Here is a 24,626-nt window from a genome sequence, read left to right on the forward strand (position 1 = left end):
ACCGACAGGGGGAATCGTGCAGGCGTTGGAAGCGGATGATCCGCAGCAGGTCGGCGGGTACCGACTGCTGGCCAGACTGGGTGCGGGCGGCATGGGCCGGGTCTATCTGGCCAGGTCCAGGGGCGGACGCCGGGTGGCGCTCAAGGTGATCAGGGCCGAACTGGCGGACGACCCGGACTTCCGGGCCCGCTTCGCCCGCGAGGTCGCCTCGGCCCGGGCCGTCGGCGGCGCCTTCACCGTGGCCGTGCTGGACGCGGACGCGCAGGCGGAGACGCCGTGGCTGGCCACCGAGTACGTCGCGGGGCCCTCGCTGAGCGAAGCGGTACGGGAGCACGGGCCGCTGCCGGCGGACTCGGTCCGGGCGCTGGCGGCGGGGCTGGCCGAGGCGCTGGTGGCGATCCACCGGGCCGGAGTGATCCACCGTGATCTCAAGCCCTCCAACGTGCTGCTGGCCTCGGACGGCCCCCGGGTGATCGACTTCGGCATCTCCCGGGCGGTGGAGGCCACCGAGCTGACCCGGACCGGGGTGATCGTCGGCTCGCCCGGCTTCATGTCGCCGGAGCAGATCGAGGGCCACCAGGTGACCCCGGCGACGGACGTGTTCTCGCTGGGCGCGGTGCTCGCCTTCGCGGCGAGCGGGGCCGGTCCCTTCGGCGAGGGCTCGGCGCCCTCGCTGCTGTACCGGGTGGTGCACAGCGAGCCCAGGCTGGACGCGGTCCCTGAGGAGCTGCGCGGCCTGGTCGGATCCTGCCTGGCCAAGGACCCGACGTCACGGCCGGGCCCGGACGCCCTGCTGGACCGACTGGAGGCGGAGGAGGGCGAGGAGCCGCACGCACCCACCGAGATGTGGCTGCCGGCCGGACTGACCGGGATGATCGCCCGGGTGGAGGCCGAGCGGCCGAGCGCGCTGAACGCAGCGGCCGGGGCTTCCACGGCGGCGAAGGCGGCAGCGGCCTCAGGTGCCGCTGCTTCGGAGACGGCGGAGACGGTGCCGGTGCCCGTTCCGGCCGAGTCGGCGACGCCGCCGATGGGGTTCGGCCCTCCGCCCCCGGCCGGCTTCGGGCCCGCGCCCGTCCTCGCCGCGTTCGCCGCCGAGGGCGCGCCCACCGTCGTCCCCGCCCCCTCGGCGCCGGTGCGGACCACGGCCGCGGGCAGTGCTGCGCGGCCCCGGCGGAAGGCGCCGATGATCATCGCCGCCGCCCTGCTGCTCGCGGTCGCCGGGACCGGGATCGCGCTGGCGGCCCTGAACCGCAACGACTCCTCGGGGAAGCCCGAGGGGGCGTCCGTCGCCCCGACCACCGCGCCCGCGACGGTCTCCGCCTCGGCCACGCCCTCCGCCAGCGCCAGTGCCAGCGACAGCGCGTCCGGGACCGGGCAGAGCAGCACCGCGGCGGCGGTGTACCTCACCGTGCCCACGGTGACCGGCCAACCGGTGGACTACGCCAAGCAGTTGCTCACCGACAAGGGCTTCCACGGCGGCAGCATCAAGGTGCGCTACCACTGCACCCAGGCCGGTCCCGGCGTGTACGCGCAGTCGCCGAGCGCGGGCAGCCGGGTGGCCGCGGACTCGCTGATCACGCTCACCGCCTCCGAGGACGACTGCATCGCCTACCAGAGCGAGGTGGGGCTGCCGCTGGCGACGGCGCAGGCCGACCTCAAGGGCTTCAGCAAGGTCACGGTGACGTACTCCTGCGCCGGCGGAGCCGCGGGCACCGTGCTGGCCCAGTCGCCCGCCGCCACGCCGGAGGCGTCGTACCCGCCGAGCCAGCCGATCGCCCTCACCGTGCAGGGCAGCGACTGCGGCAGCGCGTCCGCCACCGCCTCCGCGACCCCGTAGCCGGAGCCGTAGCCGGAGCGGGACCCCGGGGGCTCAGGCCTCCGGGGTGCCGTGGTGGTTGCGGCGCAGGTGGAGGTGGAACGGCAGGTGCAGCCGGCGCTCCCGGCGCGGGCGGGCCGGGGCGTGGCTCGGGACGGCCGGCGCGGCCGGGCGCGGGGCCGGGGCGGCGACGGGGGCGGGGTGCCAGTACGAGGCGACCTCGGCGACCCGTCCGGCGCGCATGATCCGGACGTGGTTCCCGGCGCAGCCGGGGCAGGAGGGCTGGGTCAGCGGGGAGGGGACGGGGACGCCGTTGGCCCGGTACTGGGCCCTCGGCCTGCCGTCCACGTCGACCAGGTGCAGGATCTCGTACGCCTGTTCCCAGCCGAAGCCGCAGTTCAGGCAGGCGAAGGCGTAGGCCTCCCGGATCGGGTCCTCGACGGGGGCGGATTCGTTCATGGCGTTCTCCCGATGCCCCGCGGACGTTCGCCCGCGTGGGGTCTTTGCTCACTCCCAGAATTCCCCTCCCGAGCCCCCCGGATTCAGTTCAGGAGAATTCTTGGGACAGAGTTGGATGTTCTTGGTCCTGTGCGTACCAGAACCAGGGCCGCACTTGATCGGGTCTTTGTCAGCGCCTCCATATGTGCGCCTTTTTCCGACACCCTACGCCCCCGTCGCACGCCCCACCCGGTGGCGGGAGCGGGGTGCGCCCCGTCCGGTTCAGCCCGCGTTCTTGGCGGCCACGACCGCGTCGAACACCTCGCGCTTGGGCACGCCGGTCTCGGCCGCGACCGCCGCGATGGCCTCCTTGCGGCGCTCCCCCGCCTCCTCCCGCACCGCGACCCTGCGGGCCAGCTCGGCCGGGCTGAGCGCGGAGGGGTCGAGCGGGGGCGCGCCCTGGACCACCACGGTGATCTCGCCGCGCACCCCGTCCGCGGCCCAGGCCGCGAGCTCGGCCAGCGGACCCCGCTTGACCTCCTCGTAGGTCTTGGTCAGCTCCCGGCAGACCGCCGCCGGGCGGTCGTCGCCGAGGGCCTCGGCCATGGAGCGCAGCGAGTCCTCGATCCGGTGCGGGGACTCGAAGAAGACCATGGTCCGCGGCTCGGCCGCGAGTTCGCGCAGCCGGGTGCCGCGCTCGCCGCCCTTGCGGGGCAGGAAGCCCTCGAAGCAGAAGCGGTCCACCGGCAGTCCCGACAGCGCCAGCGCGGTCAGCACCGCCGAGGGCCCCGGCACGGCGGTGATCCGGATGCCCTGCTCCACCGCCGCCGCGACCAGGCGGTAGCCGGGGTCGGAGACCGAGGGCATCCCGGCGTCGGTCACCAGCAGCACCCGGGCGCCGCCGAGCAGCGCCTGCACCAGTTCCGGGGTCCGGCCCACCTCGTTGCCCTCGAAGTAGGAGACGACGCGGCCCTTGGGCTGCACGCCGAGGGCGTTCGCCAGCCGCCACATCCGCCGGGTGTCCTCGGCGGCCACGACGTCGGCCGCGAGCAGTTCCTCGGCCAGTCGGGGCGGCGCGTCGGAGACCTCGCCGATGGGGGTTCCTGCCAATACGAGTAGACCTGTCACCCGCTCATCCTCCCAGGATGGCGAGGTGCCCGTACCACTGACAGGTCCGACCCCTACGATGCACGGGTGAGCGGTGACAGGGCGACAGGGGCAGCGCCGGGCGGCGACGGCGCGGATCTTTTGACCGGCGAGCGGGACGACGATCCGTCAGGGTCGGAACCGGGCTCCGGCACGGGTGCGTCCGGGCTGTTCGCGCAGGGCAACCAGCCCCGGCGCCGGCCGCAGAGCGCCTGGCAGCAGCGGCTGGCCCGGCTCGGCTACCGCGCGCCCGACCTGCGCCCGCTGCGGGAGCGGCTGGTGCCGCCGATGCCGGACGGGGCCGGTGTCGCCACCGGGGCGCCGTCCGCGGTGCTGGCCCGGCTCGGCCTGCGCCTCCCGCCCGGGCTGTGGACCTGGCTGTGCCGCTGGTCCGGCTGGCTCGGGCCGCTGGCGGTGACCCTGTTCGGGGCGATCCTGGTGTTCACCCACCTCGGGACGCCGCACGACATCATCTTCGACGAGACTTACTACGCCAAGGACTCCTGGGCGCTCTGGCACTACGGCTTCGAGGTCAACTGGCCGGACAACGCCAACGCGCTGATCCTGGCCAACCCGCACAAGCTCCCCGCCCCGACCGGGCCCGCGTTCATCGCGCACCCGCCGGCCGGGAAGTGGGTCATCGGCATCGGCGAGATGATCTTCGGGCTGACCCCGGTGGGCTGGCGCTTCATGGTCGCGCTGCTCGGCAGCCTGGCCGTGCTGATGGTCTGCCGGATCGGCCGGCGGATGTTCCGCTCGACCCTGATCGGCTGCGTCGCCGGGCTGCTGATGTGCGTGGACGGCCTGCACTTCGTGATGAGCAGGACCGGGCTGCTCGACCTCTGCGTGATGTTCTGGGCGCTGGCCGCGTTCGGCCTGCTGCTGGTGGACCGCGACCGGGCCAGGGCCCGGCTCGCCGACGCGGTCGGCGCGACCGCCGAGAACCCGGACGCGGCACCGGACCACGACCTGGCGTCCCGGGCCTGGCTGGGCTGGCGCCCGCTGCGGCTGCTGGCCGGCATCTGCCTGGGGCTGTGCTGCGCGACCAAGTGGAACGGGCTCGACTTCCTGGCCGGGTTCGGGCTGCTGAGCGTGTTCTGGGACGCCGGCGCCCGGAAGACCGCCGGGGCCCGGCACCCGTACCTGACCGCGATCGTCAAGGACGGCCTCTGGGCCATCGTCTGCGTCGTGGTGGTCGGCTTCCTCACCTACCTGGCGTCCTGGTCCGGCTGGCTGTTCAGCAACGCCAAGGTCGGCAACAGCGTCGACGGCGGCGCCTACGACCGGCACTGGGCCGACCACCGGGGCGGCCTCTCCGCCGGGAGCTGGGGGCCGATCAAGCACCTGCCCCAGGTCGACATGACCTGGGTGCCCGCGCGGCTGCGCAGCCTGTGGCACTACCACGCGGAAATCTGGAACTTCAACACCACGCTGACCTCGCCGCACATCTACCAGTCCAACCCGTGGAGCTGGCTGGTCGACGCCCGTCCGGTGTCCTTCTACTACCCGGGCGGCCTGAAGCCCGCGCAGTGCGGCGGCGCGGCCCAGTGCTCCAGCGAGGTGCTGGCGCTGGGCACCCCGCTGCTGTGGTGGGCGGCCTGCTTCGCGCTGGTCTACGCGCTGTACCGGTGGTTCTTCGCCAGGGACTGGCGGGCGGCGGCGATCTGCGTCGGCGTCGCGGCGGGCTACCTGCCCTGGTTCGAGTGGCAGCAGCGGACCATCTTCTACTTCTACTCGATCGACTTCGAGCCCTACCTCTGCCTGGCGCTGGCGCTGATGATCGGCGGGATCCTCGGCAAGGCCACGGCCTCGCGGGACCGGCGGCTGTTCGGCGGCATCGGCGCGGGGGCACTGGTCATCGCGATCATGGCGACATTCCTGTACTTCCTTCCCCTTTACGACGCGCAGATCACGACCTACCAACAATGGAACGACAGAATGTGGTGGTCGACCTGGATCTGATGCAAGGGACACGTACCATCCCCGTGAAGCCTGTCCATGCGTCTGTATCAACGGGGAAGCCATGAACCGCGGGGTCAAAGCCGGCGTCATAACCACCTGCATCGCCCTATTGGGGGCGGGCGGGTACGGAGCGTACAACTTCGTACACGCCGTCACGAATGTCTCCGGTACCCCGGCGGCCTCCGCGACCACGGTCTCGACCACGCCACCGACCAGCGCGGAGGCGCTGAAACGGGCCCAGTCGTTCCTCGACAGCTGGAAACAGGGGCCGGCCCACTACGCCGGTGCGGCGAGCCAGACCAACGACCCCACGGATGCGCAGGCCGATCTCACCGCCTACGACAGCGGACTGAAGCTGGCCTCGGTGGCCTTCAGCGACCTGGCGTCGTCCTCGACTGTGTCGACCTCCTCCGCCGCCGGGACCGGAGCGGCGACCCGGGTCACCTTCACCGTCACGGCCAAGGTGGCCGGCGGCACCTGGACCTACTCGGACGCGCTGGACGTGCTGCAGAACACCGGCGGCCTCACTTCGGTGGACTGGTCGCCCAGCGTGCTCTACCCCAAGCTGGAGAAGGGGCAGACCCTCGCGGCGGGAGCGATATCCGTGGCCGCCGGCACCAACGTCACCGTCGTGGACCGCAAGGGCGTCCCGCTGACTCCGGCCAAGTTCCCCTCCCTGGCCGACATCGTCGGCCAGCTGAAGACCAAGTACGCGGCCAAGGCGACCGGCGGCGGCGCGGGCGGCGCCGGAACCGGCGTGGACGTGGTGGACGCCGGCGGGACGCACATCGCCAATGCCACGACCTTCACCGCCCCGGTCGGCGCCAAGCTCTACACCACCTTCGACGCCAAGATCCAGGCCCAGGCCGAGCGCGCGGTCAAGGACTCGCACATCGCCGGCAAGTCGGTGGGCGTGGTCGCGATCGACCACGCCAGCGGGGGGGTCCGGGCGATCGCCTTCAGCGGGACCGACGGCGACATCGCGCTCCAGGGCTACTCGGCCCCGGGCTCGACGATGAAGATCATCACGGCGGCGGCCCTGATCGACAAGGGCGGCAAGAGCCCCGGGAGCGCCGCGCAGTGCACCCCCACCGTGCTGGTCGGCGGCCGAACCTTCCAGAACATGGAGGGCAGCATCAATGCCCCCACGATGAAAGAGGCGTTCGCGCAGTCCTGCAACACCGCTTTCATCCGGCTGATGGACAACGCCTGGGGCAACGGCCCCGACAGCTTCACCAAGCAGAGCGACGAGGCCAAGAACGTCTTCGGCATCGGCGACTGGTCGATCGGGGTCCCCACCCAGGACCCGAAGATGGACCCGCCGGCCGGCACGGACCAGGGCACCCTGCGCATCGAACGGGCCGGGGACGCCATCGGCCAGGGCGACATCGCGGCCAGCCCGCTGGTGATCGCCTCGATCGGCGCGACGGTGGCCCACGGCGGCTTCAAGCAGCCGATCCTCATCCCGGGTCTGGACCAGCAGCAGGCGGCCTCACCGATCAGTCAGTCGACCGCGAAGGAACTGCGGCAGATGATGGTCGCCACCGCGCAGGGGGGCACCGCCGCACCCCGCCTCGGCGGGATGGGCAGCTCGGTGGGCGCGAAGACCGGCACCGCCGAGGTCGGCGAGGGCAAGCCGAACAACGGCTGGTTCGTCGCCTACGACAACACCCTGTCGGTCGCGGCCGAGGTCGTCGACGCCCACTCGGGCGCCGAGTCGGCCGGCTACGTGGTGGCGGACATCCTCAAGAACGACTGAGCGACCGCCGCCGGGCTCAGGTCGCGGAGCCGGCCGCGGCACCGGTCGCCAGGTCCGCGCCCCAGCGGGCGAGGGCGGCGTCCAGGTCGAGCCGGTCCAGGCCGCCGCCGTCCACCGGCCACTCCTCGCGCGGGACCCGCCACATCACCTCGAACTCGATGCCGTCCGGGTCCTTGGCGTAGAAGGACTTGCTGACGCCGTGGTCGGTCGCCCCGACCAGCGAGCCGCGCTGCCGCAGCCTGGTCCCGATCACGGCCAGCTCGCCGAGCGTGCCGACCTCCCAGGCCAGGTGGTAGAGGCCGACCTGGCCGGGGACCGGTCCCGCTGCCTGGGCGCCGACCGAGAACAGGCCGAGGTCGTGGTCGTTGAGCGTGCCGGGGGCCCGGAGGAAGGCGGCCCGGTCGCCGATCTCGACGGCGACCTCGAAGCCGAAGACATCGGTGTAGAAGCCGACCGAGCGGGTGACGTCGCGGACGTAGAGCACGGCGTGGTTGAGACGGCGGACGGACATCGGGGGCTCCTCGGGTCGGCTGGGCGGCGCTGTCGCCACCTCCTGCAACTTACTTTCCCAGGAAAGTATTCCCGTGGCGATCCAGCGGGATCCGAGTCAGCCGAGTCCGGAGCTGCGCCGCAGCAGCACCCGACGCCAGGGAGCCGACACCGCGGCCCACTGCTGGGGGATCCGGGCCACCACGGCGGCCGGGCGGACCCGGCCGGCCGGACGGGGGATCCGGACCGACCCCAGGTCGGGCGGCAGCCGCAGGGCGACCGGGCGGGCCGTGGCGAGCCGGGGCCACAGCAGCAGCAGGGCCGGCAGCTCCAGGTAGCCGAAGCGTCCGGCCGGGGCGAGCAGGAAGGCGATGCTGACGCCCACCGCCAGCCGGTCGGCGGCCTGCAGCGCGGTCCTCGGGGGCCGGCGCAGCACCCAGCCGGCCACGGCCGCGCCGCCGAGGGCCAGCAGCACGAAGTCGGCGGTCCTTCCGCCCGCGCCGAGCCCGGCGAGCAGATGGCCCGGCAGCGGGCTGGCCGCGGCCGTGCGCATGGTGGACATGCCGAGCGGGAAACGGATCACCTGCTCGGCCACCGCATGCGGGCTGAGCAGCACGAACGGGGCCACCAGCACGGCCGCCGCGGCCAGCGCCACCGCGGTGCAGCGCAGCGCCGCCCGGCGGCCGTACAGCTGCAGCAGCAGCACCGCGGCGACCGGGAGGGCCGGCCAGGCGGTCCACTTGATGGCGCAGGCCAGGGCCAGGACCAGGCCGGCGCGCCCGGCGTGGCCGCGTCCGGCCAGGGCCAGGGCCAGGCAGCAGCAGCCGATCAGCGGAAGGTCCACCCCGCCGGTGACGGCGACCAGGGCGACCAGCGGGGAGGCGGTGACGGCGGCCACGGCGGTCCCCCAGCGCCGGACCGGGGCGCCCGGGGTCCGCAGCAGCCGCCAACTGGCCACCAGGCAGCCGGCGAAGGCGGCCAGGAACCAGATCCGCGGGTCGCCGGCCATCCGCGGCAGGGTCCCGTGGTCGCCGAGCAGCGCCCGCGGCAGGCCGAACAGCGCCATCGCCGGGAGGTAGGGGTCGTAGCCGATGACCTGGTGCGGGTCGGGCAGGTAGGGCGTGCCGGTGTGCAGCAGCTGGACCGCGGAGTTCTGGACCACCAGCACCTCGGACTGCGACCAGCCCTCGGCGGTCATGATGCCCAGCGGGACGGCCACCGCCCCGAGCAGGGCGAGGGCGGCGGAGACCCTGGCCACCTGCCGGCGCGGCAGCAGCGCCGCCGCGGCGAGGGCCGCGGTGTAGCCGACGGCGGCGACGAGACCCCAGGTGCGCTGCGGGGAGAGGCTGGAGACCAGCGGGAAGCAGGCCGCCCAGATCGCGCAGCCGAGCCAGCCGAGGACCCAGGGGAGGCGGCGAGCGGGCGCGCCGGGCGGAGTGGCGGCGCTGGTGGACCGGTCCGTGCGCGTCGGGGCATGCGTCGTCGTCACGGTAGCCAACCTAGGAAGCCGCGGACCGCGGTGTCGTCACGCTGGAGGGTGGAGCGCCTATCACCCTGGAGAGTGGGGAGGCCGGTGGGGCGTGGCCCGGTGCTCCTGCTTCAGTGCTCCTCGCCGACGACGCCGGCCAGTCCGTTCTCGTAGGCGAAGACCACGGCCTGGGTGCGGTCGCGGATCTCCAACTTGGCGAGGATCCGCCCGACATGGGTCTTGATGGTCTGCTCGGAGAGGAACAGCTCCTCGGCGATCTCCGCGTTGGAGAGCCCGCGGGCGACCTGCCGCAGCACGTCCAGCTCGCGGACGGTCAGCGCGGACACCGCCTCGGGGCGGAGGTTCCCGGAGCGGCGGCGGCGGGCCACGTCGTCGATCAGGCGGCGGGTGACCGAGGGCGCGAGCAGCGCCTCGCCCGCGGCGATCACCCGGACCGCGTTGATCAGGTCCCGGGCCGGCGCGTCCTTCAGCAGGAAGCCGCTGGCGCCCCGGGCCAGCGCCTCGTACACGTATTCGTCGAGGTCGAAAGTGGTGAGGATGAGGACGCGGGGTGACGTTCCGGCCGCGTCGGGGGTGCCGACGATGCGTCCGGTGGCGGCCAGGCCGTCCATGCCGGGCATCCGGATGTCCATCACCACGACGTCGGGACGGAGTTCGGCGGCGAGCTGGACCGCGCGCAGCCCGTCCCCGGCCTCGCCGACGAGCTCGATGTCGGGGGCGGAGGACAGCAGCGCGCCCAGCCCGTCCCTGACCATCTCCTGGTCGTCGACCAGGAGGACCCTGATGCTCTCTCCCATGCCTGGTCTCCCCCGTTGCTGCTGATGTGGCGTCAGTCGACCTCGGTGGCCGTGGACGATTCTCCCGGACGCTGCGGCGGGATCCCGTCCAGGGGCAGCTGCGCGGTGACCTCGAAGCCGCCGTGCTCGCGCGGGACCGCCCTGAGCGTGCCGCCCAGCATCGCCGCGCGCTCGCGCATCCCGGTCAGACCGTGGCCGCCGTTGCCGCCGGGGGCCGGGCCGCCGTTGGTGCGGCCGTCGTCGGCGACATGCACCTGGACCGCGTCCCTGGTGCGGAGCACCTCGATCTCGACCCGGGCGCCGGGCGCGTGCCGGCCCGCGTTGCTCAGCGCCTCCTGGACGATCCGGTAGACCGAGACGTCGACCACCGCGGGCGCCCGCTCCGGGCCGCCGGCCAGGGTGAGGTCCACCTGCATCCCGGCCTGCCGGGCCGCCCTGACCATCTCCGGGATCCGGTCGATGCCGGGCTGCGGCGCGCGCTCGGCGTTCTCGTCCTCCTCCCGGAGCAGCCCGATCACCCGGCGCATCTCGGTGAGCGCGGTGGTGGACGCCTCCCGGATCGCGCCGAAGGTGCGCAGGGTCTGCTCCGGCAGGCCGGGCTCCTTGTAGGGGGCGGCCTCGGCCTGGATCGCGATCATCGACATGTGGTGGGCGACCACGTCGTGCAGTTCGCGGGCGATCCGGGAGCGCTCCTCCAGCACGGCCTGGCGGGCCAGGCCGGCCCGGCGCTGCTCCTCGGCGGCGACCAGGTGCCGCTCCGCCTCCTGCCGGGAGTGGATCGACTCGCCGAGCACCAGCACCAGGGTCACCACCACGGCGGAGACGGCGAGCACCACCGGCGGCAGCCCGACCAGGAAGACGGCGGGGAGCAGCACCGCCAGCGCGGTCAGCAGGTCGACGCCGACCGCGACGTCCCGTCCGTACATCTGGGCGGTGACGAACAGCAGCGCCACATAGGCGATGCAGCCGCTGACCGGCCAGGGCCAGAACGGGGTCGGCGCATGGCCGACCTCGGCGAAGGTGGTGAGGGTGAGGCCGACCGCGGAGATCCGCCAGGCCGCCAGCGGCCGGTGCGCGACCAGCAGCAGCGGCAGCACCTGCAGCCCGGCCAGGGCCCAGGCGAGGCTGCCGGGGACCAGCTGGTTCAGCTGGGTGTCGGCGGTCACCGTGAGCACGAAGACCCCCGCGCAGCCGGCCACCGCCAGGGCGGTCCGCAGCCGCCCGCCGGCCAGCGAGCGGACCAGCAGGACGCGCTGGTCGGGGGCTGCCCAGGCGGCCTGCCGGACGAGCTGGAAGACGCGGCGAACGCGGAGCAGGGCGGGGGCGCTGCGCTGCTGCGGGGCTCCGTCCATGGTGGTCCGAGCATATGCCTTGGGGCGTGATCAGGATGAGGGGTTGCCGGCCCCGGAGTGGTCGAGCCGGGCCCGGCCGACCCGCGAGTGCTTGACGCTGTAGCCGAAGTAGATCCAGGCGGCGCCGACCAGCCAGGCCCCGAACATCAGGAAGGTGAGCGGGTGCAGACCGTAGATCAGATAGGCACAGAAGCCGACGCTGAGCACCGGGGTGACCGGGTAGCCGGGGACCTTGAAGCCGCGCGGCAGGCCGGGGTTGGTCCGGCGCAGGATCATCACGCCCACGCTGACCACAGCGAACGCGACCAGGGTGCCCAGGCTGGTCAGATCGGCGAGCACGTCCAGCGGCACGAACCCGGCCAGCAGGGCGACCCCGGCGCTGACCACGACGGTGTTCCAGACCGGGGTGCCGGTACGGGGCGAGACCTGGGCGAAGCGCGGGGGCAGCATGCCGTCGCGGCCCATGGTGTAGAGGATGCGGGTCTGGCCGTAGATGACCACCAGGGTGACGCTGAAGATCGAGACGATGGCCCCGAGCGCGAACATGACGGAGGGCCAGGTCTGTCCGGTGACATCGCGCAGGATCTGGGCCAGACCGGCCTGCTGGCCCTCGAACAGGGACCACTTCTGCGCGCCGACCGCGGCGAAGGCGACGCCGATGTAGAGGACGGTGACCACGACCAGGGCGATGATGATCGCCCTCGGCAGCGTCCGGTGCGGGTCCTTGACCTCCTCGCCTGCGGTGGAGACCGCGTCCAGGCCGATGTAGGAGAAGAAGATGCTGCTGGCGGCGAGCCGCACGCCGGTGAAGCCCATCGGCGCGAAGGGCTTCAGATTGCCCGAGTGGAAGCCGGTGAGCGCGATGGCGACGAAGAGCACCAGGACGCAGAGCTTGATGCCGACCATGGCGGCGTTGGCGCGGGCCGACTCCTTGGCCCCGCGCACCAGCAGCAGGCAGCAGAGCAGCACCAGCACCATCGCCGGGACGTTGACGTAGCCGCCGTCGCCGGGGGGCTGGGCGACGGCGTCGGGCAGGGTGAAGCCGAAGGCGTCGTGGAAGAACTCGTTGAGGTACTGGCCCCAGCCGACCGAGACCGCGGACGCCGACACGCCGTACTCCAGCAGCAGGCAGGCGCCCACGCCGAAGGCGACCACCTCGCCGAGGGTGGCGTAGGCATAGGAGTAGGAGGAGCCGGAAACCGGGATGGCGGAGGCGAGTTCGGCGTAGCAGAGGGCGGTCAGGCCCGCGGTGACGGCGGCGATCACAAAGGAGAAGATGACGGCGGGTCCGGCCACCGGGACGGCGGTGTTGAGGACGAAGAAGATGCCGGTGCCGACGGTGGCGCCGATGCCGATGGCGGAGAGCTGGACCAGGCCGATGCTGCGGCGCAGGTGGACGCCGGAGCGCCCGCCGCTCTCCGGTGCGCCGGGCGGGAGCGGGATCGCGGTCGGGTCCAGGTCGCCGGTGCTCTCGGCGATGAGCAGGTCCACCGGCTTGCGGCGCATGATCTGCCGGCCGAGCGTCGCTTTGCTGGCCATGGGGACGGTCCTCCGGAGGGTGCGTCAGCGGCCTGGCGGGCGGGCATCTGACGCATCGTCGCACGGCAAAGCGGACATTTCGCCGAGGCGTGCGCGGCTCGGAACACTTCAGGCTCAGAAGCTGTGGCCGAGCAGTTTCTCGACCTCGGCCCTGGTCGGCAGCGACGGCTGGGCGCCGGAGAGGGTGGTGGACAGGGCGGCGGCGGCGTTGGCGTGCCGGACCGCCTCGTGCAGCGGGCGGTCCTCGGAGAGGGCGCAGGCCAGGGCGCCGCAGAAGGCGTCGCCCGCGGCGGTGGTGTCCACCGGGACCACATGGAGGGCGGGGACGAGGAGAACAGCGCTCTCCTCGCAGAGCAGTGCTCCGTCCGCGCCCAGGGTGACCACCACGGCGGAGGGACCGCGCAGGGTGCGGGCGGCGTCGGCGACGGCGTGCAGGTCCGGCAGCGGGTGGCCGACCAGGGCCGCGAGCTCGTCCCGGTTGGGGACCAGGACGTCGACCATGTCCAGCAGATCGAGCAGGTCGGCGCGCTCGGCCGGGTGGTGCCTGGCCGGGGCCGGGTTGAGCAGGACGGTACCGCCGGCCAGCCGGGCGGCGGTCTCGACGGTGGACGCGGGGATCTCCTGCTGCAGAAGAGTGACGCTCGCGTCGCGGAGCACTGTTCCCGAAGCAGCGCAGTGCTCCGAAGAGAGAGCAGTGTTCGCGCCGGGGCTGACGATGATCGTGTTCTCCCCGCTCGCCCGGTCCACCGCGACCAGTGCCCGGCCGGTCCTCATCCCGGGCTCGGCCAGCACCCAGCGGACGTTCACGCCCTCCCGCTCCAGTGCCGCCCGCAGCCGGGTCCCGTCCTGGTCCGCGCCGACCCGTCCGACCATGGCGACCTGCGCGCCCAGCCGGGCGGCGGCCACCGCCTGGTTGGCGCCCTTGCCGCCGGGGTGCTCGGCCAGCTCCCCGCCGAGGACGGTCTCCCCCGGCGCCGGGTGGTGCGGCACCGGCACGACCAGGTCGAGGTTGATGCTCCCCACCACTGCGATCATCGGCATGGGGACACTCTAAGCAGCAGGTCAACCCCTTGGCCCAACCACAGGCCGCACGCCCGGGGCCGGAACCGGACCAGGCCCGGGGGTCTGCCCGAGGTCCTCAGCCGCCCAGGACGGCCTGCATCACCGACCTGGCGATCGGCGCGGCCAGGCCCCCGCCGCTGACGTCGGCGCGGTTGGCGTTGCTGTCCTCGATCACCACCGCGACCGCCACCGGCGAGGCCGTGGCGCCGCCGGGCCGGGCCCAGGAGATGAACCAGGCGTAGGGCGTGCCGCTGTTGCCGACGCCGTTCTGGGCCGTACCGGTCTTGCCGCCGACCGTCACCCCCGGGATCGCCGCGTTGCCGCCGGTGCCGGAGGTGACCACGGTCACCATCGCCTGCTGCACCTGGTCCGCCACCGCGGCGCTGATCGGCCGCCCGAACTCCTCCGGGCCGAACGACTTCAGGACCGTACCGTCGGCCCTGGTGGTGGACGCCACCAGCTGCGGTTTCATCAGCAGCCCGCCATTGGCGATCGCGGCCGTCACCGAGGCCATCTCCAGCGGGGTCGCCGCGGTGTTGTACTGGCCGATCGAGGACAGGGCCAGCAGCGCCTTGCTGGTCATGGAGGTGTCGAAGACGCTCGGCACCACTCCCACCGGCACGGTCTGGCCGGTCTGGTTGAAGCCGAACGCCTCGGCCGCCTTCACCATGCCGGACTGCCCCACGTCGTCGCCCAGCTTGCCGAAGACGGTGTTGCAGGAGACCTCCAGCGCATACCGCAACGTCGCATTGGCGCAGGCGTCACTGGCGCTCTCATTGGTGATCGGCGTGCTGGTGTCGGCCGGGGTGAACGGGTCCGGCGAGTCGGTCGGCACGTCGATGCCGCTGTAGACGCCGTCCGCCAGCCCGGCCGACAGCGTCACCACCTTGAAGGTCGAGCCGGGCGGGTAGGTCTGCCGCAGCGCCCGGTTCAGCATCGGCTGGGTGGAGGCGTTGTTCAGCCGGTTCCAGTTGGCCGTGGCGGCGCTGCCGGTGCCGGTGATCGTCCCCGGGTCGTAGGAGGGGGTGCTGGCCAGGGCCAGGATCTTCCCGGTGGCCGGTTCGATCGCGGCGACCGCCCCGCGCTTGCTGCCCAGCCCGGCGAAGGCGGCCCGCTGGGCCTTGGCGTTGATGGTGGTCAGCACGTCGCCGCCGGGGACCTGGGCCCTGCTGATCGCGTTCAGCAGCGGGTGGCTCGCCAGATCGCTGTCCGTCCCGGCCAGGACGCCGTCCTCGACGCCCTCCAGCAGCGAGTTCCCGAAGGTCTGCGAGGAGAAGCCGGTGACCGGGGCGTACAGCGGCCCGTCGGTGTAGGTCCGCCGGTAGGTGTAGGCACCGCTCTCGACCCTGGTGTTGCCGGTCACCGCCCGGCCCGCGACCAGGATGTCGCCGCGCGGCTCGGAGTAGCGGGCGATGACGGCGCGCTGGTTGGCGGCGTTGTCGTTGTACTTCTTCGCCTGCAGCACCTGCACCCGGGTGCAGTTGACCAGCAGGACCAGGATCAGCACCAGGCAGAACTCGCCGGCCCGGCGTGAGGTGCGGCTGAGCGAGAGCCGGACCGCGCCGGCGTGCGGCTCGGGCCCGGAACCGCCGCCGCCGCCGCTGTTCCGGTTCTGCCGGTTCTGCCGGTTCTGCCGGCCGAAGGGGCTCATGCCTCGGGCACCACCAGGTTCTGCTCGTCATCGAGGGCCGGCGGCGGCAGGTGGGGGCGGCGGGCGGCGTCGCTCATCCGCACCAGCAGGGCCACCAGCACCCAGTTGGTCACCAGCGAGGATCCGCCCTGGGCCAGGAACGGCAGGGTCATCCCGGTCAGCGGGATGAGATCGGTGACTCCGCCGGCGACCACGAAGACCTGCAGCCCCAGCAGCGTGGCCAGCCCGATCGCCAGCAGCCGTCCGAACGGGTCCCGCAGCAGCATCCCGGTCCGGTAGCCGCGGACCACCAGCACCGCGTACACCAGCAGCAGCGCGGCGAGGCCGACCAGGCCGAGCTCCTCGCCGAAGGTGGCCAGGATCCAGTCCGACTTGACCGCGAAGCCGATCAGGTACGAGTGGCCCTGGCCGAGGCCGGTGCCGAGCAGGCCGCCCGCGGCGAAGGCGAACAGCGACTGGGCCAGCTGACTGGCGCCCTGGCCCGCGTCGATGCTGGCCATCGGATGCAGCCAGTCCTCGAAGCGGCTGTGCACATGCGGCTCCCACAGCGCCACCGGGACCACCGCGAGGCCGGTCAGCACCAGGCCGACCGCGATCCAGCCGATCCGCCCGGTGGCCACGTACAGCAGCACCAGGAACAGGCCGAAGAAGATCAGGCAGGTGCCGAGGTCCTGCTCCAGGAACAGCACGGCCGTGCCGGCCAGCCAGATCACCGTGATCGGGCCGAGGTCACGGCCGCGCGGCAGCTCCAGCCGCCACAGCCGGCGGCCGGTCAGGGCCAGAGCATCCCGGTTGACGGCCAGGTAGGAGGCGAAGAAGATCGCCAGCGCGATCTTGGCGATCTCGCCGGGCTGGAAGGACAGCGGGCCGATCTTGATCCAGATCTTGGCGCCGTAGACCGCGGGCAGGAAGATCGGGACGATCATCAGCACGATCGCGCCCAGGGCCAGCAGATAGGCGTAGCGCTGCAGCCTCCGGTAGTCCCGGAGCAGCAGCACCACCACGATGAACAGGCCGACCCCGAGCGTCGACCACACCAGCTGCGAGGGCGCCGAGGAGGTGCCGGTGGCCCGGTCCAGCCGGTAGATGACGACCAGGCCGAGGCCGTTCAGCAGCACCGCGAACGGCAGCAGCAGCGGATCGGCCCAGCCCGCCCGGAATCTGATCGCCAGATGCGCGAGCAGGGCGAGGACGCCAAGGCCCGCGCCGTACTGGAAGGTGTCCGCGGGCACCCTGCCGTCGATGGCGCAGCCGGTGTCCGCGTAGCCGAAGGCCGCGATCAGCACGGCGAGCACGACCAGGAGCAGCTCGCTCAGCCGCCCGGTGCGGACGGGCGCGTCCGGCAGCGGGGCCGCGGGGGACGCGGGGGCGGTCGCGGCAGCCATCGGCGTCCTCGGGGCGCGGGGGGACGAGCGGACGGGGGTCGGTGCAGGACGGTGCGTCCCCCGGGCCCCGGGCTGCCCCCGAGCTGGGGCAAGCCCCGGACCGCGGGCGGGTCGGCCCTGGAGTGGACCTGCCTCAGGGCAGGTCGGCCCTGGGGCGGGTCAGGCCTGGGCGGCCTTGACGGCCTCGCGCAGGTGGGTCTCGTCCTCGTTGCTGAGCGAGGTCTGGATCAGCTGGCCGCCGAACGGCGCGATCTGCGGGATGACCTTCTCCTGGACCGCGTTCTGCACCAGGACGAACAGCGCCGCCGCGCCCGGGGTCAGGTTCTCGCCGATCCGGCGCATGAAGTTGTCGTCGACGCCGAAGTCCTGGGCGGCGCCGACCGCCGCGCCGGTGGCTCCGCCGATCGCCGCGCCGAGGAACGGCATGAAGAAGAGCAGGCCGATCAGCCCGCCCCAGAGCGCGCCGCCGGCCGCGCCCGCGCCGGTGGCGCTGACGGCCTGGTGCAGCTTGACCTTGCCGTCCTGCTTGCGCTCGACGATGACGGCGTCCTCGAGCTGGATGAGCTTCTGCTTCTGGAGGTCGGCGAGGAGCGCTCTGACCTTCTCCGCGGTGGCGACGTCGGGATAGGCGACAGCGATCAGGTTGCTCACGGGATTCCCTTTCCTGGCTGGAATTCCTGGCTGGAACTACCTGGGAATCTAATCACCTATGAGTCATTTGTCCGATTTGCTGGTCGGCGTGTCGCCACCTGTCCGGTGGGCAGCGTGAACCCGATCTCCGCGCCGCCGCACGGCCCCGGGCGGTTCCTGGCGAAGACCCCGCCGCCGTGGCTCTCCGCCACCTCCTTGACGATGGCCAGGCCGAGACCGGAGCCGGGCAGGCTGCGGGCGCTGGTCGCCCGGTAGAAGCGGTCGAAGATCCGGGCGATGTCGGCCTCGTGGATGCCCGAGCCGCGGTCCAGCACGGTGACCCGTTCGGTGGTCACCCGCAGCAGGATCCCGGCCGACTCCGGGGAGAACTTGGCCGCGTTCTCCACCAGGTTGGTCAGCGCCCGCTGCAGCGCCCCGGGGCGTCCGGTCAGGCTGACCGGTGCGGCCTCCACCACGATCTCCCGGCCGGTGCGGCGCCGGGCCAGCTCGGCCACCCGTTCAGCCAGCACGTCCAGCTCGACCTCGGTCGACTCCTCGGTCTCCCTGCGGTCGGCGGCCAGCTCGACCAGCTCGTTCACCAGCACGCTGAGCTCGCGGGTCTCCGTCGCCAGGTCGTCGAGCAGCGCCGCTCTGGACTCCTCGGGCAGCCGGTCGAGGTGGCGCAGGGCGGCGATATTGGTCCGCAGCGAGGTCAGCGGGGTGCGCAGCTCGTGGCCCGCGTCCTGGACCAGGCGGCGCTGGTCGTCCTTGGAGCGGGCCAGCCGGCCCAGCATGTCGTCGAAGGCCCGCCCCAGGCGGCCGATCTCGTCTGCGCCGCGACGCGGCACCTCCACGTCCAGCTGCCCGGTGGAGGCCACGTGCTCGGCCGCGCCGGTCAGTCGCACCAGCCGCCTGGTGATCCGGCCGGCGAGCCACCAGCCGGCCGCCCCGGCGCCCAGCACCACGGCCGTGGCCAGCAGCGCGGTACGTTCCAGCAGCAGGTCGAGCAGGTCGTCGGTGGCGCTGAGCCGCTCCGAGAGCTGCACCGCGCCGCGCCCGGCCCCGAGCGACACGGTGACCACCCGGTAGCGGTCGCCCCCGGTGTCCTCGGTCACGTCGTGGACCTGCCCGGGCCTGCGCTCGGCCGCCAGGGCGTGGTCGGCCGCGGTGACCGGGAGCTGGTCCGGCTGGCCCTTCTCCACCACGCTGCCGTCCGGACCCAGCACCTGGATGCCGATGTCCCCGGACTGGGTCAGCCGGTCCTCCAACTGGTCGTGGTTCTGGTTGGACGGCTGGAAGTCGGACGGGTAGAGCGCCGCCGGCGCGGCCACCGCGGCGGTCAGCGCCTCCAGCGACTGGGTGAAGTCATTGGCCCGGTCGTGCCGGATCAGGTTCGCGGCGGCGTCGTAGCCGAGACCGCCGACCAGCACCGCGACCAGGGCCGCGACCCCGGCGAAGGCCACCGAGAAGCGCACCCGGAGACCGGCCGGCACCGGTATCCGGCGCGGCCCGCGGAAGCCGGTCACCGACGTGCCGGAAGGCCGGCCCAGCGGCGGCGGGGTCGGCGGGGTCGGCGGCACGGTCGGGCTGTTCACGGTTCGCGCAGGGTGTAACCGACGCCTCTGACCGTGTGGATCAGTGCCGGCGCGTCGCCGATCTCCAGCTTGCGCCGCAGGTAGCCGATGTAGACGGCGAGGTTCTTGGAGCCGGGGCCGAAGTCGTAGCCCCAGATCCGGTCGTACACGGTGCTGTGGTCGAGCACGATCCCGGCGTTCCGGGCGAGCAGCTCCAGCAGGTCGTACTCGGTGCGCGAGAGCGCGATCTCGGCCTCCCGGCGCCACACCCGGCGGGCGGTCGGGTCGATCCGCAGGTCGGCGACCTCGATCAGGTCGTCCCCGGCCGGGGCGGCCTGGCTGGACGGCGGGTCGGCCGGGACCGGCACCGGCATCGCCCGGCGCAGCAGTGCCCGCAGCCGCGCCATCAGCTCGTCCGCCTCGAACGGCTTGACCATGTAGTCGTCGGCGCCGGCGTCGAGGCCGGCCACCCGGTCGGAGGTCTCGACCCTGGCGGTGAGCATCAGGATCGGCGTCCGGTCGTTCTCGGCGCGCAGCACGCTGCAGACGGCGAGCCCGTCGATGCCGGGCATCATCACGTCGAGGACGATGACGTCCGGGCGCTCGCGGTGGATCGCGGCCAGCGCCTGGATGCCGTCGGCGACCGCTGTCACCTGGTAGCCCTCCAGGGTCAGCAGGCGCACTACGGAATCACGAATGGCCCGGTCGTCCTCGGCCAGCAGTACTGTCGACGTCACAGTCCGATTGTCCACGGAAGTCGTGAGAGCGGGGTAAGAGGGCGCAGGTCCGGCGCCTCACCCACTGCGCTTCACCCACTGCGCTTTGCCCGTGCGCGCTCAGCCGCCGTAGACGGTGAGCACGGCGCCCTCGATCTCGATCCGCCGGGTGCCGGCGAGGTCACCGCGGCGCAGCGCGGCCAGGCAGCGGCGGAACAGCAGCATCTCCGCGCCGTCGAGCACCGCCGCGGCGAGGTCGAAGACCTCGGCGAGGTTGGCGTCGGTGAGCTCGGTGGGCAGCTCACCGGACAGCAGCACCACGGACTCGCCGCTGCTGCCCCGGACGACGGCGGTGGTGGGACCTCCTTGAACGACCAGCACATATCCCCCTGGGCAGTGCCCGCACTTCTTGCTCGGGAGGCGGCGTGCGGCTCACCCGCCCCTCTCACCAGCAGACGCTAGCCGCATAAACGGGCAGGGGTCGGCGGCTGTGCCGATATTCGTCCGATCCGGTCATCTCCGGACATTCAGGGAACCGGAACTGCCACTCGCTGCGTGCTAGTTGTCCGTTTCCGGAGTGACACCCCGCCCGTTCGCCCCGCCGTCCGCCGCCGGTCCGCCGCGGCGGTCGAGCAGCGACTCGACCAGCGCGGCGACATGGCGGCGGTCGTCCACCGAGAGCTTCTGCAGGCTGGCGATCAGCACATCCACCTCGGGATCCGACCCGCCGCCCGGGCCCGGCCCCCCGGCGGCGCCGTCCGCGCCGGCGGCCGGCCCCGCCGCGTACAGGTGGATCCCGCAGGCCTCGGCCGCCGCGCGGCGGATCGCGTCCAGCGGCAGGTCGAGCGCGCGGGCCAGGCCCTCCAGGGTGGCCGGCTGCGGCATTCTGACGAGCCGTTCGGTGGTGGCGAGGTGGTGCACGGTGGAACGCGGGATGCCGCCGCGGCGCGCGGCCTCGCCGTAGGACCAGCCCTGCCGGTCCAAGCGCTCTCTCATCAACTGCTGCAGGGCGTTGGACACCTGGCTGACGCCTCCTGTCGGCGGCCCCTTCGGCTGCCTGCGACGGTCCGATTCTACGGCGATCACCGCCGCCGAAACCGGTTCAGGGGCTCTCACCTGGCAGTTTCTCTCTGTTACCAGTCCGTTGCAGAACGTTGCGCCCGAATCGCTTGCGGGATCCGATCGGCGGCAACTAGTGTCCAATCTCGTTGGACAGAACGTCCGACCGGATTGGACGGAAGTGGGGGGGATCCCATCTTCCTTCTGTCCGTCAACTGTCCATTCCTTAGGGGGAATTGACCATGCTTGACCTGCACGAGCTGGACGCCGAGTCCGCGGAGCTGCTGCCCGGCCGCGAGGCCCTGAGCAAGGTGAAGTTCAGCTTCACCAAGACCGTCAACGTCACCAAGCACGTGGCCAACGTCGAGGCGGCCAACACCTCCTCGGCCGGCAACTGGGGCTCGCTGGGCGCGGTCGCCTCCTCCAGCGCCAGCCAGTCGATCAGCATCAGCCAGTAGTCAGCAGGACCGCGGTACCCGCAGTACTCACACCCGCTTGACCCCGTACCCGTACGCAGGACCCTCACGAAAGGCACCACCACCATGAGCATGAACATGAATGAGCTCGACGCCGAGTCCGCCGAGCTGCTCCCCGGCCGCGAGGCCCTGAGCAAGGTGAAGTTCAGCTTCACCAAGACCGTCAACGTCACCAAGCACGTCGCCAACGTCGAGGCGAGCAACCAGTCGCTGGCCGGCAACTGGGGCTCGATCGGCGCCGCGGCCGGCTCCGACGCCTCGCAGTCGATCAGCATCCACCAGTAGCAGCAGGGCACCACCGCAGTACCGCAGTAGGCACCACCACACGCACCACCGCAGTTCCGAGGTATCAGGGGGCGCGGGCCGCGCCAGGGGAGGGCGCGGCCCGCGCCAGGGGGAGGACACAGCATGACCGTGAGCGTGGAACCGGGGGCACTCGTCCCCGGTCCGGGGGGCTTCGCCACCACGTACCTGCAGTTCGAGCAGTCCACCGAGGTGCTCGGCGCCGCGGCCTTCCCGGTTCCCCGGCTGGCCGCCGGACTGCGCCTGCACGGCGAGTACCAGGGCTCGGGCTTCACCGAGGCCAAGTACATCGCCCGCCGCGGGGACGGCCAGGTGGTGCAGCTCTCCCGGCTGCTCCACCTGGTCGCCGGGTGCATCGACGGCGTCAGCGACACCGAGCGCATCTCGCACCGGGTCAGCGGGCTCTACGGCCGGGAGGTGAGCGAGGAGAACATCGCCTACCTGGTCGAGCGGAAGCTCCAGCCGCTCGGCGTCACCGTCCCGTACGACCAGGAGGACGACGAGGTCACCGAGGCCCCGCGGTCCGACCTGCTGCTGGCCCTCAAGGGCCACAAGGTGATGTTCAACGAGGCCCGGGTCAACCGGATCGGCCGCTCGCTGGCCTGGCTGCACCGGCCGCTGATGGTGGTCCTGGTCCTGGGCTCCATGGTCGCCATGGACGTCTGGCTGTTCGGCTTCTACGGTGCGATGACCCCGGTGCTGGAAGTGCTCAACCAGCCGGTGCTGCTGCTGGTGGTGTTCGCGCTGACGGTGGCGTCGGTGGTGTTCCACGAGTTCGGACACGCCTCCGCCTGCCGCTACGGCGGCGCCCGTCCCGGCTGCATCGGCTGCGGGCTGTTCCTGATCTGGCCGTCGATGTACACCGACGTCACCGACGTCTACCGGATCGGCCGGGCCGGACGGATCAGGACCGACCTCGGCGGCGTCTACTTCAACGTCGTCTTCATGCTCGCCATGGGCGGCTGCTACTTCCTCACCGGCCAGCCCTTCTTCCTCAGCGCCGTGTACCTGGGCCACTTCGAGGTGCTGGAGCAGCTGATGCCGGCCGTCCGCCTGGACGGCTACTACATCCTGGGCGACCTGGCAGGCGTGCCCGACCTGTTCGGCAAGATCAAACCGATCCTGCTCAGCATGCTGGACTCGGTGCTGCACCGGGGACGGCCGGTCCGCGCGGAGGTCGCCGACCTCAAGCGCTCGGCCCGGATCATCGTCACCACCTGGGTCCTCACCATGGTGCCGCTGCTGCTGGGCGACCTCGGCTACGCGCTGTGGAACCTGCCGCGGATCCTCAGCACCGGCATCCGCTCACTGACCGCGCAGCTCGCCGGCACCGGCTCGGCCTTCGCCGAGGGCCACCTGGCCGCCGGACTGGTCGGGGTGCTCGGCAGCGCCATGCTGATCTGCCCGCTCGCCGGAATGACCTACCTCTCGATCCGGCTCGGCGGCCGACTGCTGCGGACCGCGCTGCGGGCCACCAGCGGCAACCGCGGCCTGCGGCTCGGACTCTGCGTCCTGGGGCTGGCCACGGTCACCGGGCTCGGCTGCGCCTGGGCCGTCGGAATGACGCCCAAGCCGCTGCCGCCGACCGCGCCGATCGTCCCGGTACTCCAACCAGGGGTGACCGCACCGCCGGCCACCACGGCCCCGGCGCCACGACCGCAGCCGAGCGCGGGCACCAGCGGCAGCCCGGGCCCGGCGGCCGGCGGAACCGGCAATCCGGCGACGAACGGTGGCGGCCCGGGCGCCGTCCCCGGCCCCGGCCTCACCCCGGCGCCGAGCGGCGCGGTGTCCGCCCCGGCCTCCGCCGGGCCCGGGCAGCCGGCGGCCTCCTCGCCGGGCCATGTGCCCGTCCCGCCGCCGGTCTCGTCCTCGCGACCGCCGAGCGTGCCGCCCACCAGCGCCGCGCCCAGCACAACCGCCTCGGCGACTCCCCCGCCGACCACCGAACCGCCCAGCTCGCCGCTGCCGCCCGGCACGGATGCCCCCACACCGGGCACGGCAACGCCGTGAACCGCCCGCATCCGCACTGGTCCCGGCGCCGTCCGCGCTGATCCGGTGTCGGCTGCTCCGCTGATCCGGTGTCGGCTGCTCCGCTGATCCGGCGTGCTGATCCAGCGTCAAGAACATTCCTCAGGAGACCGAATGAACCTCAACCACCACCGCAGAGCAGCCGCCAGGGTCGGCGTGGGCCGCAAGGCCGTCCGCTTCGGGCTGCTCGCCACCGCCGGCCTCACCGCCATGGCGACCGCTGCCACCACCGCCCAGGCCGCGGGGCCCGGCTCCACCGCCGGGACCGGCCACGGCGTGGCCATCGCCAACGACAGCGCCCACGCGCTGGCCAACCCCGGCAACCGGGTCCGCTTCGACGACTCCTTCACCGTGCACCAGGAGGGCACCGTCTTCGCGGCGGCAGCCCACAACCTGGCCGAGGCCGACTCGGCGGGCTGCACCGCCGCCAGGCCCTGCCGCTCGGTGGCGCTGTCCTTCCAGATCGTCACCATGGCCGGGGAGAACATCCACCTCAACGCGGTGAACAGCAGCAACGCGGCGAACCACCACTGCGCGGGCTGCCAGACCCTGGCCGGGGCCTACCAGTTCATCGTCTCCACCCCGCGGGCCTTCCGGCTGAGCCCGACCGCGCTGCGGCAACTCGCCGACATCCACCGCAGGTTGGACGCTCTGGGCCGCTCCAAGGCACCGGTCGCCACGGTGAAGACCCAGGCCGACGCGCTGGCCGCCCAGGTCACCAGCATTCTCCAGGCAGCCGCGGCCACCGCCCCCAAGGGCCCGGGTATCGACGCCCTCGCCGTCAGGACCCCCACGGTGACCGTCCACCGGATGTACACCGGCTGACCGCGGTCGCGGTCGCGGTCGGGGCAACTCACACCGACCTGACCGCGGTCGCGGTCACCACCGACTACCGGCACCACCCCCTGCTGCCGGTAACCCCGCTGCCGTCGTGGCTCTGGCTCAAGCCGCGACG

At 72.7% G+C, this 24,626-nt stretch carries 22 protein-coding genes; 7 read left to right on the forward strand and 15 right to left on the reverse strand.

Annotated elements, in window-relative coordinates; genetic code table 11:
- The first annotated feature begins 16 nt into the window (after positions 1-16).
- The gene (locus tag ACEZDG_RS31565; protein WP_380516305.1) at positions 17-1,837 is read left to right on the forward strand and encodes a protein kinase domain-containing protein; all 1,821 of its coding nucleotides are present in this window, start codon (positions 17-19) and stop codon (positions 1,835-1,837) included.
- A gap of 33 nt (positions 1,838-1,870) precedes the next feature.
- Here the strand turns inward: ACEZDG_RS31565 and ACEZDG_RS31570 are convergent, their stop codons facing one another.
- Together ACEZDG_RS31570 and rsmI are read right to left on the reverse strand one after the other, a co-directional pair.
- On the reverse strand, positions 1,871-2,275 hold the full coding sequence (locus ACEZDG_RS31570) for a hypothetical protein (protein WP_380516308.1): 405 nt from the start codon (positions 2,273-2,275) through the stop codon (positions 1,871-1,873).
- Between the two features lie 261 nt (positions 2,276-2,536).
- Positions 2,537-3,382 (reverse strand): 16S rRNA (cytidine(1402)-2'-O)-methyltransferase, encoded by an 846-nt coding sequence (gene rsmI, locus ACEZDG_RS31575; protein ID WP_380516311.1) that lies wholly within the window; start codon positions 3,380-3,382, stop codon positions 2,537-2,539.
- A gap of 66 nt (positions 3,383-3,448) precedes the next feature.
- Here rsmI and ACEZDG_RS31580 point away from each other — a divergent pair, with 66 nt between their 5' ends.
- Together ACEZDG_RS31580 and ACEZDG_RS31585 are read left to right on the forward strand one after the other, a co-directional pair.
- Positions 3,449-5,362 (forward strand): dolichyl-phosphate-mannose--protein mannosyltransferase, encoded by a 1,914-nt coding sequence (locus tag ACEZDG_RS31580; protein WP_380516313.1) that lies wholly within the window; start codon positions 3,449-3,451, stop codon positions 5,360-5,362.
- Between the two features lie 61 nt (positions 5,363-5,423).
- Positions 5,424-7,121: a penicillin-binding transpeptidase domain-containing protein gene (locus tag ACEZDG_RS31585; RefSeq protein WP_380516316.1), complete on the forward strand. Its 1,698-nt coding sequence runs from the start codon at positions 5,424-5,426 to the stop codon at positions 7,119-7,121.
- A 16-nt stretch (positions 7,122-7,137) separates the two neighbouring features.
- Here ACEZDG_RS31585 and ACEZDG_RS31590 read toward each other — a convergent pair whose 3' ends face one another.
- The 13 genes from ACEZDG_RS31590 to ACEZDG_RS31650 form a co-directional block, all read right to left on the reverse strand.
- Positions 7,138-7,632: a VOC family protein gene (locus ACEZDG_RS31590; protein ID WP_380516319.1), complete on the reverse strand. Its 495-nt coding sequence runs from the start codon at positions 7,630-7,632 to the stop codon at positions 7,138-7,140.
- Between the two features lie 96 nt (positions 7,633-7,728).
- Complete coding sequence (locus ACEZDG_RS31595; RefSeq protein ID WP_380516321.1) at positions 7,729-9,099, reverse strand: glycosyltransferase family 87 protein; 1,371 nt, start codon at positions 9,097-9,099, stop codon at positions 7,729-7,731.
- 110 nt (positions 9,100-9,209) lie between these two features.
- Positions 9,210-9,896 (reverse strand): response regulator, encoded by a 687-nt coding sequence (locus tag ACEZDG_RS31600; protein ID WP_380516324.1) that lies wholly within the window; start codon positions 9,894-9,896, stop codon positions 9,210-9,212.
- Positions 9,897-9,928: 32 nt separating this feature from the next.
- Positions 9,929-11,248 (reverse strand): sensor histidine kinase, encoded by a 1,320-nt coding sequence (locus ACEZDG_RS31605; RefSeq protein WP_380516327.1) that lies wholly within the window; start codon positions 11,246-11,248, stop codon positions 9,929-9,931.
- A gap of 30 nt (positions 11,249-11,278) precedes the next feature.
- Complete coding sequence (locus ACEZDG_RS31610) at positions 11,279-12,787, reverse strand: APC family permease (RefSeq protein WP_380516330.1); 1,509 nt, start codon at positions 12,785-12,787, stop codon at positions 11,279-11,281.
- 114 nt (positions 12,788-12,901) lie between these two features.
- Positions 12,902-13,828: a ribokinase gene (rbsK, locus tag ACEZDG_RS31615; RefSeq protein ID WP_380516333.1), complete on the reverse strand. Its 927-nt coding sequence runs from the start codon at positions 13,826-13,828 to the stop codon at positions 12,902-12,904.
- Positions 13,829-13,925: 97 nt separating this feature from the next.
- A complete protein-coding gene (locus ACEZDG_RS31620) occupies positions 13,926-15,500 on the reverse strand; it encodes a peptidoglycan D,D-transpeptidase FtsI family protein (protein ID WP_380516336.1) in 1,575 nt (524 codons plus the stop codon).
- Positions 15,497-16,885: an FtsW/RodA/SpoVE family cell cycle protein gene (locus ACEZDG_RS31625; RefSeq protein WP_380516338.1), complete on the reverse strand. Its 1,389-nt coding sequence runs from the start codon at positions 16,883-16,885 to the stop codon at positions 15,497-15,499. Before ACEZDG_RS31625 ends, ACEZDG_RS31620 begins: the two co-directional genes overlap by 4 nt.
- Before the next feature lie 159 nt (positions 16,886-17,044).
- Positions 17,045-17,536, reverse strand: a complete 492-nt coding sequence (locus ACEZDG_RS31630; protein WP_380516340.1) for a DUF1269 domain-containing protein — start codon at positions 17,534-17,536, stop codon at positions 17,045-17,047.
- 56 nt (positions 17,537-17,592) lie between these two features.
- A complete protein-coding gene (locus tag ACEZDG_RS31635; protein WP_380516343.1) occupies positions 17,593-19,110 on the reverse strand; it encodes a sensor histidine kinase in 1,518 nt (505 codons plus the stop codon).
- The gene (locus tag ACEZDG_RS31640; RefSeq protein ID WP_380516345.1) at positions 19,107-19,826 is read right to left on the reverse strand and encodes a response regulator transcription factor; all 720 of its coding nucleotides are present in this window, start codon (positions 19,824-19,826) and stop codon (positions 19,107-19,109) included. The genes ACEZDG_RS31635 and ACEZDG_RS31640 overlap by 4 nt, the downstream gene beginning before the upstream one ends.
- A 99-nt stretch (positions 19,827-19,925) precedes the next feature.
- The gene (locus tag ACEZDG_RS31645) at positions 19,926-20,186 is read right to left on the reverse strand and encodes a hypothetical protein (protein ID WP_380516347.1); all 261 of its coding nucleotides are present in this window, start codon (positions 20,184-20,186) and stop codon (positions 19,926-19,928) included.
- A gap of 177 nt (positions 20,187-20,363) precedes the next feature.
- On the reverse strand, positions 20,364-20,825 hold the full coding sequence (locus ACEZDG_RS31650; RefSeq protein WP_380516350.1) for a helix-turn-helix domain-containing protein: 462 nt from the start codon (positions 20,823-20,825) through the stop codon (positions 20,364-20,366).
- Between the two features lie 281 nt (positions 20,826-21,106).
- Between ACEZDG_RS31650 and ACEZDG_RS31655 the strand changes: the two genes are divergently transcribed.
- The 4 genes from ACEZDG_RS31655 to ACEZDG_RS31670 all read left to right on the forward strand — a co-directional run bounded on the left by ACEZDG_RS31655 (position 21,107) and on the right by ACEZDG_RS31670 (position 24,496).
- Complete coding sequence (locus tag ACEZDG_RS31655; protein WP_380516352.1) at positions 21,107-21,322, forward strand: hypothetical protein; 216 nt, start codon at positions 21,107-21,109, stop codon at positions 21,320-21,322.
- An 84-nt stretch (positions 21,323-21,406) separates the two neighbouring features.
- Positions 21,407-21,625 (forward strand): hypothetical protein, encoded by a 219-nt coding sequence (locus ACEZDG_RS31660; protein WP_380516355.1) that lies wholly within the window; start codon positions 21,407-21,409, stop codon positions 21,623-21,625.
- A gap of 123 nt (positions 21,626-21,748) precedes the next feature.
- Entirely contained in the window at positions 21,749-23,653 is a 1,905-nt protein-coding gene (locus ACEZDG_RS31665) for a hypothetical protein (RefSeq protein WP_380516357.1), read from the forward strand.
- A gap of 132 nt (positions 23,654-23,785) precedes the next feature.
- A complete protein-coding gene (locus ACEZDG_RS31670; protein WP_380516360.1) occupies positions 23,786-24,496 on the forward strand; it encodes a hypothetical protein in 711 nt (236 codons plus the stop codon).
- Positions 24,497-24,626 lie beyond the last annotated feature (130 nt).

Source organism: Streptacidiphilus alkalitolerans, assembly GCF_042511045.1.
Classification (GTDB): domain Bacteria; phylum Actinomycetota; class Actinomycetes; order Streptomycetales; family Streptomycetaceae; genus Streptacidiphilus; species Streptacidiphilus alkalitolerans.

Excerpts from the sequence above, each read along its gene's own strand:
- ACEZDG_RS31665 (WP_380516357.1), top strand. The coding sequence starts at position 21,749 with ATGACCGTGAGCGTGGAACCGGGGGCACTCGTCCCCGGTCCGGGGGGC.
- ACEZDG_RS31600 (WP_380516324.1), bottom strand. The coding sequence starts at position 9,896 with ATGGGAGAGAGCATCAGGGTCCTCCTGGTCGACGACCAGGAGATGGTC.
- ACEZDG_RS31670 (WP_380516360.1), top strand. The coding sequence starts at position 23,786 with ATGAACCTCAACCACCACCGCAGAGCAGCCGCCAGGGTCGGCGTGGGC.
- ACEZDG_RS31570 (WP_380516308.1), bottom strand. The coding sequence starts at position 2,275 with ATGAACGAATCCGCCCCCGTCGAGGACCCGATCCGGGAGGCCTACGCC.
- ACEZDG_RS31620 (WP_380516336.1), bottom strand. The coding sequence starts at position 15,500 with ATGAGCCCCTTCGGCCGGCAGAACCGGCAGAACCGGCAGAACCGGAAC.
- ACEZDG_RS31590 (WP_380516319.1), bottom strand. The coding sequence starts at position 7,632 with ATGTCCGTCCGCCGTCTCAACCACGCCGTGCTCTACGTCCGCGACGTC.
- ACEZDG_RS31585 (WP_380516316.1), top strand. The coding sequence starts at position 5,424 with ATGAACCGCGGGGTCAAAGCCGGCGTCATAACCACCTGCATCGCCCTA.
- ACEZDG_RS31610 (WP_380516330.1), bottom strand. The coding sequence starts at position 12,787 with ATGGCCAGCAAAGCGACGCTCGGCCGGCAGATCATGCGCCGCAAGCCG.
- rbsK (WP_380516333.1), bottom strand. The coding sequence starts at position 13,828 with ATGCCGATGATCGCAGTGGTGGGGAGCATCAACCTCGACCTGGTCGTG.
- ACEZDG_RS31605 (WP_380516327.1), bottom strand. The coding sequence starts at position 11,248 with ATGGACGGAGCCCCGCAGCAGCGCAGCGCCCCCGCCCTGCTCCGCGTT.
- ACEZDG_RS31660 (WP_380516355.1), top strand. The coding sequence starts at position 21,407 with ATGAGCATGAACATGAATGAGCTCGACGCCGAGTCCGCCGAGCTGCTC.
- ACEZDG_RS31655 (WP_380516352.1), top strand. The coding sequence starts at position 21,107 with ATGCTTGACCTGCACGAGCTGGACGCCGAGTCCGCGGAGCTGCTGCCC.
- ACEZDG_RS31625 (WP_380516338.1), bottom strand. The coding sequence starts at position 16,885 with ATGGCTGCCGCGACCGCCCCCGCGTCCCCCGCGGCCCCGCTGCCGGAC.